The 14,726-nt window shown below is 70.8% G+C and carries 10 protein-coding genes; 4 read left to right on the top strand and 6 right to left on the bottom strand.

Annotated features, from left to right (window positions below):
- The first annotated feature begins 379 nt into the window (after nt 1-379).
- From FL311_RS31740 to FL311_RS31730, 3 genes are all read left to right on the top strand, one after another.
- Entirely contained in the window at nt 380-1,591 is a 1,212-nt protein-coding gene (locus FL311_RS31740) for an erythromycin esterase family protein (protein WP_141331071.1), read from the top strand.
- Between the two features lie 130 nt (nt 1,592-1,721).
- Nucleotides 1,722-4,187: an ABC transporter permease gene (locus FL311_RS31735; RefSeq protein WP_141331070.1), complete on the top strand. Its 2,466-nt coding sequence runs from the start codon at nt 1,722-1,724 to the stop codon at nt 4,185-4,187.
- A gap of 127 nt (nt 4,188-4,314) precedes the next feature.
- Entirely contained in the window at nt 4,315-4,896 is a 582-nt protein-coding gene (locus FL311_RS31730) for a hypothetical protein (RefSeq protein ID WP_141331068.1), read from the top strand.
- Between the two features lie 128 nt (nt 4,897-5,024).
- Here the strand turns inward: FL311_RS31730 and FL311_RS31725 are convergent, their stop codons facing one another.
- From FL311_RS31725 to FL311_RS31715, 3 genes are read right to left on the bottom strand one after another with little or no spacing between them, the layout of a single operon-like run.
- On the bottom strand, nt 5,025-5,654 hold the full coding sequence (locus tag FL311_RS31725) for a TetR/AcrR family transcriptional regulator (protein WP_141331066.1): 630 nt from the start codon (nt 5,652-5,654) through the stop codon (nt 5,025-5,027).
- Nucleotides 5,651-5,968, bottom strand: coding sequence for a multidrug efflux SMR transporter (locus FL311_RS31720; protein WP_141331064.1), 318 nt, complete (start codon nt 5,966-5,968; stop codon nt 5,651-5,653). The genes FL311_RS31725 and FL311_RS31720 overlap by 4 nt, the downstream gene beginning before the upstream one ends.
- 24 nt (nt 5,969-5,992) lie before the next feature.
- Complete coding sequence (locus FL311_RS31715) at nt 5,993-6,733, bottom strand: SDR family oxidoreductase (RefSeq protein ID WP_141331062.1); 741 nt, start codon at nt 6,731-6,733, stop codon at nt 5,993-5,995.
- Between the two features lie 505 nt (nt 6,734-7,238).
- Here FL311_RS31715 and FL311_RS31710 point away from each other — a divergent pair.
- The gene (locus FL311_RS31710; protein WP_141331060.1) at nt 7,239-8,339 is read left to right on the top strand and encodes an alkene reductase; all 1,101 of its coding nucleotides are present in this window, start codon (nt 7,239-7,241) and stop codon (nt 8,337-8,339) included.
- Nucleotides 8,340-8,408: 69 nt separating this feature from the next.
- Here the strand turns inward: FL311_RS31710 and FL311_RS31705 are convergent, their stop codons facing one another.
- The 3 genes from FL311_RS31705 to FL311_RS31695 form a co-directional block, all read right to left on the bottom strand.
- Nucleotides 8,409-11,927 carry an Ig-like domain-containing protein gene (locus tag FL311_RS31705; protein ID WP_194869441.1) on the bottom strand — a complete coding sequence of 1,173 codons (3,519 nt, stop codon included), beginning with the start codon at nt 11,925-11,927 and terminating at the stop codon, nt 8,409-8,411.
- 90 nt (nt 11,928-12,017) lie between these two features.
- Nucleotides 12,018-12,215, bottom strand: a complete 198-nt coding sequence (locus FL311_RS31700; RefSeq protein ID WP_141331058.1) for a hypothetical protein — start codon at nt 12,213-12,215, stop codon at nt 12,018-12,020.
- Nucleotides 12,216-12,497: 282 nt separating this feature from the next.
- Nucleotides 12,498-14,576 (bottom strand): sodium-translocating pyrophosphatase, encoded by a 2,079-nt coding sequence (locus FL311_RS31695; protein WP_141331056.1) that lies wholly within the window; start codon nt 14,574-14,576, stop codon nt 12,498-12,500.
- Between the last annotated feature and the right edge of the window lie 150 nt (nt 14,577-14,726).

Genomic DNA, 14,726 nt, shown 5'->3' with positions numbered 1-14,726 from the left:
ATTACCAGGCCATTCCCATGATGAAGGAGGAGCGCCTGCGGCCTCTCGTCGAGCGATTCTCCGAACTCCTTCACGGCCATCGAGTCTTCCAAGATGCGCTTGGCTTCATATGAGGGGATGGCTCAGGGGCTGTCCCCGGACCGGGTGAACACCTGCAACTTCACGCTCGCGCCGGACCTGTACACGCGCTACTTCGCGGCCACGCTCGGCCCCGCGAAGTGCGCGCCCTGAAGCCGGGGCGCTGACGTCGGAGTCCTGGGGGGAGGCGCGCGCGGCCTGGGCGCGCTCGTCCCCCCGCGCGTGGGGGTGAGGGATTCGGGGTGGGACGTTCGTTGAGGCAGGGCGCGTCCGTGACGCGATGCCCGGAGGGCCCACGACCATGAGAAGCGTCCTGTTCCTGTTGCTGCTCGCAGGCTGTGCCACGCCCCCCAGGCGCGCGGAGGGACCTGGCGCCACGGAGGTCGACCGCGTCGTCCGGGACCTCTGCGACAAGCGCGTGGCGCTGCTCGGAGAGGACTCCCACCACGGGAGCGCCAGGACGCTCGACGTCAAGGTGGAGCTGACCCGCAGGCTGGTGGAGGAGTGTCAGTACGACGCCTTCTTCATCGAGGCGGGCGTCTATGACTTCCTGCGCATCCAGGAGCGGCTGGACGCGGGCCAGCCCATCACTCAGGACATGGTCTCGGACGCGGTGGGGGGCATGTGGGCCAACGAGGAGGTGGCGCCCTTGATTCCGCTGCTGACGCGGTGGCTCCGCGAGGGAACCGTCGTCGCGGGGGGCATCGACGACCAGGTCAACCGGGGCACCTACGCACAGCGGGAGATGGCTCCCGAGCTCCTCCCCGCGCTGGCGGACTCGCGGCGGGCCGAGTGCGGCGAGGAGATCGAGCGCTACCTGTCCTGGCGATACGACGACGCGCATCGCTTCACGGCGGCGAGCGCGGCGCGCATCCAGGGCTGTTGGGCGGAACTGGCGGCGGGGGCCTCGACCTCCCGGAGCCACGGATGGATGGCGCGAAACCTGGAGCGCTTCTTCGCGCGTCAGGTGGCCGTGATGTCCCGTCCTCCTCCTCCCGAGGGCAGCCCCACGGACTGGAGCACCTTCAACGACCGCGACCAGTCCATGTTCGCGAACCTGCAATGGCACCTGTCTCGCTCACCCGGTCCGCGCAAGGCCATCGTCTGGCTCGCCACGGTGCACGCGGCCAAGGACCTCGAGCACCTGGACGATGGCGGTGGGCCTCCGGTGCCCTTCGGCTCCCACGTGCGGGCGAGGTTCGGCGAGCAGGCCTTCGTGCTGGGCTTCTCCGCGCTCCAGGGGAAGTACTCGCTCGCCAGCACGCCCCGCACGTACGACCTCGAGCCCGCCCGCGCCGACTCCCTGGAGGCCTGGGCCCTGTCGAGCCCCTCCGCGGACAGCCGGTACGTGGACGCACACCAGCTTCGCGAAAATGGGACGAGGGTGGCCCGCGCCGTGAACTACCGCTGGATGATGGCTCCCTGGGACACGGTCATCGACGGACTGCTCGTCTTCCGCGAAGAAGCTCCACCGCGTCCGCGGGCTTTGCCGTCCTCGGCGCGCGCGGAGTGAGGGCGGGCGACAGCCGCAGCGCACGGACGGTGTGCCGCTGTCGATAACGGGCCTCCGCGACGCAATCGTCGGCCACCGCCTCCGTAGGCGCCCATCGAGGCGCCTATCGAGGTGCCCGGAGGTTTCTTGCGTGGACATCCTTCTCAGTGGCCTGCGCCAGACGCTGCGCGCCCTGCGACGCAGCCCAGGCTTCACGCTGGGGTGCATCCTGTTGCTCGCGGTGGGCATCGGCGCGAGCACCGCGCTCTTCAGCGTGGTGGAGGGCGTCCTGCTGCGCCCCTTGCCCTATCCGGACTCCGAGCGGCTCGTGGAGCTCTCCCAGCTCGGGGGGAAGGGCCAGACGATGCGGTTCTCGGACCCCAACTTCGAGGACGTGCAGGCCCAGAGCCGCACCGTCGCGTCGCTGGCGCAGGTCTCGGGCCCGGCGAGCGTCGCCGTCACAGGCTCGGATGAGCCCACCTTCGCCGCGCTGTCGTGGGTCTCGCGCGGGTTCTTCCCCGCCTTCGGCGTGCCGTCAGTCCAGGGGCGCCTGTTCGCCGTGGACGAGCAGCAGGAAGGAGGCGCTCCGGCGGTGGTGGTGAGCCACGGCTTCTGGAAGCGCTACCTGGGCGCGCGGCCACTGCCCATGGACCGGACGCTCACCTTCGAGGGCCGCGCCTACACCGTGGTCGGCGTGATGCCCGAGTCCTTCGACTACCCGGCGGGCACCCAGTTGTGGATTCCCCGTGAGCTGGAGCGGCGGCTGACGAGCCGGACCGCACACAACTGGCGGGTGGTGGGGCGGCTGGCGGACGGCGTGAGCCTGGAGGCCGCGCGGGCGGAGCTGACCGGCATCGCGCGCGAGCTCGTCGGGCTTCATGGCCAGGAGACCAACATGCGCGACGTCGCCGTGGTGTCCCTGCGCGAGAACCTGGTGGGCCCCGTGCGCCCCACGCTCTACCTGTTGCTGGGCGCCGCGGCCTTCCTGTTGCTGGTGGCGGGCGCCAACGTCACCAACCTGCTGCTCGCCCGGGCGGCGTCGCGCGGGCGCGAGCTGGCGGTCCACGTGGCGCTGGGCGCGGGGCCGGGCGCGCTGGTGCGGCGCTTCATCGCGGAGTCGCTCGTGTTGTCGCTGGCGGGTGGGGCGCTCGGCGCCTTGTTCGCCACCTGGAGCGTGCACGCGCTGCTCGCGCTCGAGCCAGGCCACCTGCCGCGCGTGGCGGAGGTGGACGTGAACGCCACGGCGCTCCTGTTCGCGCTGGGGTTGTCGCTGGTGCTCGCGGTGGGGCTGGGGCTGGTGACGGCGCTGCGCTCGGGGCGCCAGAGCCCGTGGGCCACGTTGACGCAGGCGGGGCGCACACAGACGGGCGGAGGGAGCGCGGACCAGGCGCGGCGTGCCCTGGTGGTGGGGCAGCTCGCGCTCGCGCTGGTGTTGTTGGTTGGCGCGGCGCTCTTGGGGCGCAGCATGCTGGGCCTGCTGTCGCTGGACCCGGGCTACCGCACCGAGGATGTGGCGGTGCTGAGCCTGGTGCTGCCTCCGGTCAAGGACAAGGACGCGCCGCAGGCGAGGCACAACATCCAGTTGCAGGAGGAGCTGCTGTCGAGGCTGGGCGCGCTGCCCGGCGTGCGCGCGGTGGGGGCGGTGAATGTCTTCCCGCTCGAGGGGGGCTCGGGTGGTGACGGCACCTTCCTGGTGCTCAATCGTCCCGACGAGGTGAAGAACTTCGACGACTTCGGGCGGCTGGCGCACGAGCCCGAGCGCACGGGCTCCGCCGAGTATCGCGTGGCGAGTGAGGGCTACTTCCACGCGATGGACATCCCGCTGGTGCGCGGGCGCCTGTTCGACGCGAACGACACGATGGAGTCGCCGCACGTGGCGCTCATCAGCGAGTCGCTCGCGAAGGCGCGGTGGCCCGACGAGGACCCGCTGGGCAAGCTCATCCAGTTCGGCAACATGGATGGGGACCTGCGGGCCTTCACCATCGTCGGCGTCGTGGCCGACGTGCGGGAGCGGGGGCTGGATGAGGCGCCGAAGCCCACCTTCTACGGCTGCTCCCGGCAGCGGGCGCGCGCTTTCTCCCGCTTCCATGTCGCGGTGCATGGCTCCATCGGCTCCAAGGCCTTGGTGAGCGCCGCGCTGCCGGTGCTGCGCGAGCTCGCTCCGGAGCTGCCCTCGCGCCTGAGCACGGTGGAGAGCCTGCTCACGGGCTCGCTGGCCTCGCGGCGCTTCAGCCTGCTGCTGCTGGGGGCCTTCGGCGCGGTGGCGCTGCTGCTGTCGGTGGCGGGGCTCGGGGCCGTGGTGTCCTACGCGGTGGCGCAGCGCACGCGGGAGTTCGGCATCCGCTTCGCGCTGGGGGCGACGGCCGGGGACGTGCTGCGATTGGTGCTCCGGCAGGCGGTGGTGCTCGCGGGGCTCGGCGTGGCGCTTGGCGTGGTGGCGGCGTTGGGGCTGGGGCAGGTGCTCCAGGGCATGGTGTACGGCGTGAGCCCCACCGAGCCGTGGGTCATCGTGGGCGTGGCGGTCCTCCTGCTGGGCGTGGCCCTGCTCGCGAGCTGGCTGCCGGCCCGACGCGCCTCGCGCGTGGACCCGATGACGGTGCTGCGCTCGGAGGCCTGAGGCCAGGCGGCGTCGCCGTCCACCGGATGACGCGCCTGGCCCGCACCGGGGCCGGGCGTTGTCGCGTGTGCGATAGGTCGGAGCTATCCGGTGGCCCTTGCTTCCGCGCACGACGTAGCGAGGGCGGGTGCTCCCACGCCTCCTCGTCCTCCAGTGCGCGCTGGCCCTCGCGCTCGTGTCGTCCGGCTGTGCCACCTCGTCGCGTGGGCTGGCGCGTCAGAGCGCGGAGCCGGACTACTGCGTCCCCGCGCAGTCCCTTCGTGACGACTCCGCCCGGGGACTCGACGTGGAGGCGCCCCTCCCGGAGTCCCCCGGGCTCCAGGCTCGCTTCACCCGCCAGGACCTGCTGCTGGCGCACGCGGCCGGAGTGCTCGTGCCCCTGGAGGCGCTGGCGCGGCTGGCGCCGGGGACCGACACCCAGGCCCAGCGCGACGCATTGTTGAGGGACATCGAGCTGCGGCTGCTCCTGTTCTCGACGACGCTCTCCAGCGTGTCGGCGGAGCTGGAGTGCGAGGCGCGGCGCACGGCGCAGATGGCGAGCCTCCTGGATGCGAAGGAGACGCGGCGGCAGACGCTGCTCACCGTGTCCTCCATCGTCGTGGGCGCGCGTGGATTGCGTCCGCGTACGTGGAGGAGACGGGCGGCGACGCGCCGTACTTCGGACGGGGAGGGCGCTACACGCTGGATGACCTGCGGTCTGACGGCCTGATTGTCTTTCATTGTGGGGAATCCAGATGCGTGCATGGATTCTAGGAGCGTGTGCCTTCGTGGCATTGCCCGCGATGGCGCGGGTCCCGGCCCGGATTTGGCATCGAGGCAGGGGGCCTCCTCGTGTGCTCACCGCCCGGAAGGCCACGCGAGCATCGCGGTGTCGATGATGGCGTTCAGCTTCTGGGCGGACGCGCCATCACGTGCCTGGATGGACAGGCCCTCCAGCACCGCGGTGTAGAACGCCGCGAGCTTCTCCACGGGCGCGCCGGCGGGCAGCTCCCCCAGCTCCACGCCCCGCCGGAGCCTGCGCTCGAGCGCGCGCTCACCGCTCCGCCGGTTCTTCGCGAGGAACGACCGGACGGGCTCGTTCTCCGGCGCGCCGAGCAACGACGCGAGGACGATCATGCAGCCCCGGGGCTTGTCGCTGGCCGTGTAGGCGCGGGCGTTGGCGCGCAGCATCTGCTCCACGGCGGCCCGAGCGGTGGGGGCCTCCTCCAGCCCGCGGGAGACGGGCTGCCCCTCGGTCTTGTCGAAGAGCTCGACGGCCTCGCGGAAGAGCGCCTCCTTGCAGCCGAAGATGGCATAGAGGCTGGGCTTGTTGACGCCCATGGCCTCGACGAGGTCCTGGATGGAGGTCCCCTCGTAGCCCCGGGCCCAGAACACGCGCATGGCGGCCTCGAGCGCCTCGTCCCGGTCGAAGCTGCGAGGCCGGCCCAACGGACCGGCGGACTTCTTGCGCGCCTTGCGAGTCGTCATCCTTCCAGGGCCCTCAATCCCGCGACACCGACCCCAATCAACACCAGGCAGAGGATTCGCGCCAGGGAGATGGGCTCGCCGAGGAACATCATCCCCACGAGCGAAACGCCGGACGCACCGATGCCCACCCAGACCGCATAGGCCGTCCCGACGGGCAGGTGCTTCAACGCGAGGCCCAGCAGCACGAGGCTGGTCAGGGCGATGCCGATGCCGACGACGCTCGGCCACAAGCGCGTCATCCCCTCGGACTGCTTGAGCGCGAGCGCCCAGGCAACCTCGAGGGCACCCGCGACCACCAGGAGCAGCCACGCCATGGGGGCCTCCTCCTTACCCTGGGCTCAGGCGTTGGTGCCGCTGTCCACCGCGATGGACGCGCCGGTGATGAAGCGTCCGCCGGGGCCCGCGAGGTGACCCACGGTGGCGGCGATGTCGTCGGGGCCGGCGAACTGCTTGATGGCCATCAGCGCCAGCTCCGCTGCGGCCTGGGGCCCGTCGGCCGGGTTCATGTCCGTGTCCGTCGGCCCGGGGTCGACCACGTTCACCGTGATTCCGCGCCCGCCCACGTCGCGGGCCAGCCCCTTCGTCAGGCCTATCAGCGCCGACTTGGTCATCGCGTAGAGCGTGACGCCTCCATGGGGGACCCGCTGCGCGAAGCAGGTTCCGATGGAGATGATGCGGCCGCCGTCCTTCATGTGGGCGAGCGCGGCCTGCGAGGCGACGAACACCCCCCGGACGTGGATGGAGAGCGTCCGGTCCAGCTCTTCCACGCTGACCGCCTCGAAGGGGCCGAAGGGGAAGATCCCGGCGTTGTTGACCAGGATGTCCAGCCCGCCGAGCTCCGCCGCCGCGCGCTCCACGCTCCTTCGCACGGCGTCCACGTCCCCGCTGTCCGCCTGGATGGCCACGGCGCGCTGTCCCTGTGCCTCCAACTCGGCCACGAGCCGGGCCGCTTTGTCCTCCGAGCGCACGTACGTGAAGGCGACGCGCGCACCCCCCTTCGCCAGATGCCTGACGATGGAGGCGCCGATTCCTCGCGCGCCGCCCGTCACCAATGCCGCCTTGCCCGTGAAGTCACCCATGTGTGTTCCCCGAATTTTGAACCGGTCGTTCAGAAATGACTACGAGCCAGGGGACGCGGTGGCAATAGTTTCGAACCGAGCGGTTCTGAAATCCCGCGTCGGGGCACCCGCGAGCCCGGTCCGGGGCCGGTGGGACGCGGTGGACCCCAGGGCCATTGGGCGTGGCCGCGTGGTTGCTCGTCACGTGGTGCATCGGCGAGCGGAGCTTCGGGGCTTCCTGGCGCGCGGTAGCCACGAAGGTCGGGGGCGCGGTGGTCAGCAGGTCCTCGGAGGCTTCACCGGGCTCCTCGCCGCCACGACCCGTCCTCAATGACAACAGTGGAAGTCTCAGCGGAAGGAGCGTGGCCCGCTGGAGGTTGCTCGCGCTGGGAGGATGCGTTGGGTCTTCGTGATGCGCGTCCCGGCGGAAATCTTCACGTGGAGGGCGAATCGAACACTTTGTGGTGACGTGGAGGGCAGGTCGTTACGCTGGCCGGAACTCTCCCCCGTCCCCCCGAGACGCCCCATGCCGACCCTCTTCGACCCGACGAACGCGGGTGACCTGCGACTCGCCAACCGCATCGTGATGGCGCCGCTGACGCGCAACCGCTCGCCTGGCGCCATCCCGCCGGACCTCGCCGTCACCTATTATGCCCAGCGCGCCACCGCCGGCCTGCTCATCAGCGAGGCCACCGCCATCAGCCATCAGGCCCAGGGCTACGCGGACGTCCCGGGGCTGTACGCCCCCGAGCAGCTCGCCGCGTGGAAGAAGGTCACCCGGGCCGTGCACGAGGCGGGAGGCCGCATCGTCACGCAGCTGTGGCATGTGGGACGCGTGTCGCACACGGAGCTGCAGCCGGGCAACGCAGCGCCCGTGGCGCCCTCGGCCATCGTCGCGAAGACGCGGACGGTGCTCTTCCGGGATGGGGTCCCCACGTTCGAGCCCACGTCGGTTCCGCGCGCGCTGGAGCTGGCGGAGCTGCCCGGCATCGTGCAGGACTACGTCCGGGCCGCGCGCGCCGCGGTGGAGGTGGCGGGCTTCGATGGCGTGGAGATTCACGGCGCCAACGGCTACCTGCTGGACCAGTTCCTGAAGACGGGCTCCAACGAGCGCACGGACGCGTACGGCGGGAGCATCGAGAACCGCGCCCGGCTGCTGTTGGAGGTCACCCGCGCGGTGGTGGACGCGGTGGGCGCGGGGCGCACCGGCATCCGCCTGTCGCCCGTCACCAGCGCCAACGACGCGTTCGACGCGAACCCCCAGCCGCTGTTCGAGCACGTGGTGCGCGAGCTGGCGAAGCTGGGCCTCGCGTACCTCCACGTCATCGAGGGCGCCACCGGGGGCCCGCGCGAGCTGGAAGACCGCCCGTTCGACTACGTCGCGTTGAAGAAGGCGTACCGCGACGCGGGCGGCAGGGGCGCGTGGATGGTCAACAACGGCTACGACGGAGAGCTGGCGCGCAAGGCGGTGGAGCAGGGCGCGGACCTGGTCTCCTTCGGCCGGCCGTACATCTCCAACCCCGACCTGGTGCGCCGGCTGCGCGAGAACGCGCCCCTGGCCCCGCTGGACAAGAAGACGCTCTACGGCGGCGGCGCCAAGGGCTACACCGACTACCCCACGCTCTGAGTGGAGGCCGGTGGCGCCGGGCACGCCTCGACGGTGGAGGCGTGCCCTCGGCTCGGGGCGGGGTGCCCCTCAGGGCTCCCACACCGGTCCGCTCGGGGTGACGCTCATGCCCTGCACTCCTGAGCGCAGTGGCGTCAGGGTGACCGCGCCACTGGCGGCGTAGCCGAACGCGCCGCCCGTGCTCTGGATGCCCTTGTCGAAGCGCACCACGGCGCTGCCTCGGGTCGGGTGCGTCATCGTCACCGTGTACGCGGTCGACGTCTCGTTCAGCGCCAGCGTCAGGTTCGCGGCCGCCGTGTCCTTGGCCTGGACCACGTGCAGGAAGTGGCTCACCACCTGGCCCTGTGTCTCCACCTCGCCGCGGAACTGGCCGACGGCGTAGGTGTACGTGCCATTGGGGCGCAGCGGTCCGCGCTCGTCGATGACGCGCCGGGTGGGGCTCGCCGGGACGAGCGTGCTCACGCGCAGCTCCTGCGTGCCGCTGGTCGCGGACCAGGTGTGGCCCGTGAGCACCGGGCTCGACGGGAAGTGAATCAGGAACGTCTTGTCCACGGAGGCGTCGCCCTGCGAGCTCTCCATCCGGTCGAACACGACGAGCGTGTCGAGCGGCCGCACGAACAGCGCCTCGCGCACCACCCGGCCCGCCGACGGATTGCCGACTTCCGCCTCACGGTGTGCCCAGTCGTCGCTCACGTCATACGCGCCCGTGAGGTCCACCACGGCGTAGTGGGCGTGCGTGGACGACTCCTGGCGCAGCATCCGCGGCGCGTGGTGGTAGTAGCCCACCGTGCCCAGCCCGTCGAAGAGCAGGGTGTTGTGCGCCACGGGTGACTCGGTGTCCACGGCCCCCGTGCCCGCGTAGCCGACAATCTGGTTGGCATAGCCCACCGTCTCGCGCGCCAGGAACTCACCGGCCCGCCACAGCTGGAAGCTGCCGGAGTCGCGGTGGGCGTGGCCCGCGTTGGAGGTGATGCCGAACTGGAGGTTCACCATCGTCGCTTCGGGCGCCCACGCCGTCTTCGCGTACACCTGGCCCAGGCCCTCGGCGCGATAGTCGAGCGGCAGTGTGGCCAAATCCCGCGCCTGCACCGACGCCAGCGTGTCGCTGTAGACGTAGCGCACCCACCGGTCGTCAATCGGGTGGCCGGTGAGCTCCAGGAAGCGCTTGGCGTAGCCCGCGATGGGCTGGTCCGCCCACTCCTCGATGAGCGGCGCCAGGTAGCTGCCCAAGGACGTCTGCGCGGTGTTGCTCGGGTCCCACCGGCTCAGCCAACGCTCGTCGTCGTTGAACGGGAAGGTCTCATACAGCTGGAACTGTCCCATCCGGCTCGGGCCCGGCGTGGTGGAGTAGATGGACCAGAAGACGGACTCCTTGAAGAAGTCGGTCTGGTCCCACAAATCCTGGCCATACAGGCCGAGCGTGGTGAACGGCACCGTCATGTAGCCGAACGTCCGCCGGCCATACGTGGAGCCCTCGTGGGGCGCGCCGCCCGCGGCCGCTCCATCGAGATAGGGCTTGAGCGAGAACTTCCAGCGCGAGCTCATCGCGTACTGGAGGAGCTGGTGGGCGTAGGGCTGGTTCTCGTGCCAGCTGGCGATGGCCCACAGGAGCGAGTTGCGGAAGTAGCCCGTGTAGTAGTTGTTGCCCTCCATGCCGATGCCGCCCCAGGGATTGTCATTGAGCGCGGCGATGACGGAGTTCCACCGCGTCAGCAGCAGCGTCTGCTCCGCTGGGAGCAGGTGGGCGAAGCACCAGTCGTAGGTGAGGATGACGGCCTCGCCGTACCAGCGGGCCGGGTCGCTGGAGATGGTGTTCTCGCTGATGGGGACCTGGGTGTTCACCGCCCAGGTGATGGCCGAGCGGCAGGACGCGGCGGCGCCGGTGATGAGCGAGTGCATGGCGGCGTCGATGGCCTGCTCGGGGCCCTGCACGTTCGCCACAGGCGTGTACGGGTTCTGGGCGAAGTACGCCTGGGCCCGCGCCAGCCGGGACGCATTGAACCAGACGCGCGGATGCGCCACCGGGAGGGAGAGCACCACCGGAGGCCCGTTGGCGATGGTGAGCTGGATGGGCGCGGAGGTGGTGAGGTTGCCGGCGCGGTCCCTCGCCACCGCCGTCACCGGGAAGGTGCCGTCGCCCACCAGCGTGGTGGAGAGGTTGAACCAGTACGGGTAGCTGGTGTCCTCGGCGCCCTGGTCCTGGCCGTTCACGCGCAGCCGCACGCCCGCCACGCGGATGTTGTCGGAGGCGTCGACGCGAATCTGCACGGTGCCGCCCACCGTGGTGCCGGTGGCGGGCGAGACAATCTGCACCTGGGGCGGCGTGGTGTCCGGCGGCGGCGCGCTCACGGTGATGGAGATGGGCGCGGAGACGGTGACGTTGCCCGCGGCGTCACGCGCCACGGCGGTGAGCTGGCGCGGGCCGTAGGGCTGGAGCGTCTCCGTGTCGAGCGTCACGGCCCAGGGCGCGGCCAGGTCCGCCTCGCCCACCTGGACGCCGTCGAGCTGCACGTGCACCCGGGTGACGCCCACGTCGTCCGTCGCGCTCGCCCGCACGGTGAACGGGCCGCTCACCGTCTCGTTGGGCGCGGGCAGGGTGAGCTGCACCTGGGGCGGCGCCGTGTCGACCAGCACGTTGTCGATGGTGATGCGCACCGAGGCGGAGGTGGTGAGGTTGCCGGCCGCGTCGCGCGCGTGCGCCGTCAGGACATGGGCGCCGTTGCGCAGCAGGCGCGTGTCCAGCGCCGCCGCCGACAGGTCGCGCCCGTCGATGCGCAGCTGCACGTGGGCCACGCCCACGTTGTCGCTCGCGCTCGTGACGACGTTGATGACTCCGGCCACCGTCGCGCCCGGGGTGGGCGAGGTGATGGCGACGGTGGGCGGCGTGGTGTCCGTGCGGGGCACGGGCGGGGTGTACTCGAGCGTGAGCACCGGCCTGCGCTCCGGCTGCGTCGCGAGGCCCGTGAACACCTTGGCCACCCGGCCCACGCGGGTGTTCGCCAGCATCACCCCCTGGTTGGTCGACGGGTCATCCACCCAGGACTGCACCACCGCCACGTCGAGCGGCACGTCGATGACGTTCACCACGACGGGGAACGCATCCAGCACGAAGGCCTTCCCCGCCACCTGGTCCGTCCCCTGTCCCACGGCGCCCAGCCGCTCCCACTCCAGCCCGTCGTCGCGGAACTGCCAGCCCAGCCCCGCCGCCGTCGCGCTCCAGGGCGCCTGGACATAGGTGCCCCGCAGCTCGAAGTCGCCGTTGTAGGTCTCCACGGCCACGCGCAGCGTCGCGCCCTGCACCACCGCGCCGCTCGGAATCCCCAGCTGGGGGAAGCGCAGCAGCGTCTGGACCTCGTAGTCCTCCGTCTGGAACACCCCCAGCAGCGCCTCGTTGCGGTGCGCCGCGCCGTTCTGGGTGATGCCCTGGCTGGTGATGGCCACGGCCTCGGAGGCCGTCACCGGCGTCGTCACGGCCTGCGAGCGGCTCTGCGTGGTGGGAGGCGCTTCGGGTGTCTTCGTGCATCCAAGGAGCACGAGCGCGGCGTACAGCCCCATCCACCCGGCAATGCGGCTTGTTCCTGAGTTCATAGGATGACAGTTCCTAGCCTGTCGTTGCGGGGGGCGTCCACCGCGTCGCGGGCCTGGGCTGTCACGTGCCGCCCCGGGGGGGCTTCCAGCTCAGAGCGTGGGCTGGTGTCCCTGGAGCTGGGCCGCCACCTGTCGCTTGAGGGCCTGCAGCTGCTGGAGCTTCGCCTTCAGCTCCTGGCGCATCTCCAGCTCGTCGGTGTGGAGGACCTCGTCGTGCAGCTCCTCGATGCTCTCCGCCAGATTGGCATTGAGGAGGTTCATCTGCTGCTGGGAGAGCTCCAGGACCATGGGACACCTCTGTGTCAGCACAGGCGGAACACGGCAAAGCCTAGCATGCGTGTGCTCGGCGGCCCCAAACCGCCCCCCTCGCCAATGCCTGTCGGAGTGTCGGCTGGCCCACAGCCTGAACCCAGAGTCCCGGCCGGCGTCGCGCGTCATCGACGGGCGCGAGCGCTTCCAATGGACTCGGGGGAGGACCCCACCCCCTACGGGCTTCCCGAGGGGATGGGACACTGCCTGTCGGCGTGGCGCCCCGGTGAGCCAGGGCGCCCGTGCCGCTTGCTTCGGGGACTAACGCAGCGCGATGAGCGAGGCGACCAGCAGCGAGACGACGCTCATCACCTTGATGAGGATGGCGACGCCCGGGCCGGAGGTGTCCTTGAACGGGTCGCCCACCATGTCGCCGACGACGGCGGCCTTGTGGACGTGCGAGCCCTTCGCGTGGCCCGGCAGCTTGCCCTTCTCGATGTACTTCTTGGCGTTGTCCCACGCGCCACCGGCGTTGGCCATGTAGAGCGCCATGGTGGCGCCGACCACGAGCGCGCCGGCCAAGAGGCCCGCGAGCGCCTGGGGCCCGAGCACGTAGCCCACCACGGGCGGGGCGACGACGGCGATGAGGCCCGGGAAGATCATCTCGCGCAGGGCGCTCTTGGTGGAGATGTCGACGATCTTCTTCGGGTCCGGGTCCGCCTTGAGCTCCATCAGGCCCGGAATCTCACGGAACTGACGGCCAATCTCCTCGACGATGGCGCCGGCGGCGCGACCCACCGCGAGCATCGTCGAAGCGCCGACGAGGAACGGCAGGATGGAGCCCAGCAGCAGGCCGACGATGACGTTGGGGTTGGTGAGCAGCAGGCTCATCTCCGGCAGCCCGGCGGCCACGCGCGTGTGGTTGACCTCCATGTTGAAGGCGGAGAACAGCGCGATGACCGTCAGCGTCGCGGAGCCGATGGCGAAGCCCTTGCCGATGGCGGCCGTGGTGTTGCCCACCGCGTCCAGCTCGTCGGTGATGGCGCGCACCTCGGGGCCCAGGCCGGACATCTCGGAGATGCCGCCGGCGTTGTCGGAGATGGGGCCGTACGCGTCCACCGTCATCACGACGGCGGTGCCGCCCAGCATGCCCACCGCGGACAGGGCGATGCCGTACAGGCCCAGCGCCTGGTCGGCGATGTAGGCCACCAGGGCGATGGTCGCCATGGAGATGCCCACGCTCTCCATGCCCACCGCGAGGCCGCGGATGAGGTTGGTGCCGGCGCCGGTGATGGAGGCCTCGGCGATGCGCTGCACCGGCCGGGAGGAGGTGTAGTAGTCCGTCACCAGGCCGATGATGGCGCCGCCGAACGCGCCCGCGGCCAGGGCCACGGTGATGTTCTGGGACAGGCCGAACACGTTCATCATGACGAACGACAGGCCCACCAGGATGACCGGCGGCATGATGAGCGCGCTGCGCAGCACCTGCGCGGGGTTCATGTGCTTGAGCGCCCGGGCGATGAAGATGCTCAGCACGCTGACGATGAGACCCACCGCGGAGAGCACCAGCGGCAGCACCACGCCGGCGACCTTCGCCGTGCTCGCGGACGTGCCCTCGACGGCCAGCCGCGACAGCTCCGTGGCGTTGGCCGTCAGCGCCATGGCCATGGCGGCGACGATGGCGGCGACCATGGACTCGTAGATGTCCGCGCCCATGCCGGCCACGTCGCCCACGTTGTCACCCACGTTGTCGGCGATGACGCCGGGGTTGCGCGGGTCGTCCTCGGGGATGTTCTCGATGACCTTGCCGGCGATGTCCGAGCCGACGTCCGCCGCCTTGGTGTAGATGCCGCCGCCCACGCGCGCGAACAGCGCGATGGAGCTGGCGCCCACGGCGAACGAGTGGAGGATGGGGGACAGCTCCGGGTGACCCTGGAAGGCGTAGTACACGCCGCCCATGCCCACCAGGCCCAGGCCCGCCACCGCCAGGCCCATCACCGCGCCGCCGTCCAGCGCGACCAGCAGCGCGTTCGGCTTGGAGCCCGTGCGCGCGGCCTGCGCGGTGCGCACGTTGGCGAACGTGGCGGCCTTCATGCCGATGTAGCCGGCGAGCAGCGAGAGGAACGCGCCCACCACGAAGCTCACGGCCGCCAGCTTGCCCAGCGCCAGGCCGATGAGGACCGCGAGCACCGCGCAGTAGATGGCGAGCACCTTGTACTCGCGCACGAGGAACGCCATCGCGCCTTCACGGATGTAGCCCGCGATGCGGTTCATCGTCGCGTCGCCGTCCGGCAGGGACTTGACGCGGAAGTAGAAGAACGCAGCGAAGAGCAAGCCCACGGCGCCGACGACGCTTGGTGCGACTGCCCAGAAACTCGACTCGAGACTCGACAACTCCATCCATTCTCTCCAGAGCAGTCCCGGGGATTGACGTCTCGCCCCCGCTGGGTCGCTCGTTGCCGCACAGTTGGTGTGCAGGGCCTATACGGGATTTCCGTACGCGCTGGGAGCCTCCTCTGAGCGGATAAGGGGGTGGGGCCGCCCCCGGGG

The sequence above is a fragment of the Myxococcus sp. AB025B genome, assembly GCF_006518215.1.
In the GTDB taxonomy this organism is placed as follows: Bacteria; Myxococcota; Myxococcia; order Myxococcales; family Myxococcaceae; genus Myxococcus; species Myxococcus fulvus.
The sequence above is the reverse complement of the archived record's forward strand: the minus strand, read 5'-3'. Positions and strand labels throughout refer to the sequence as shown.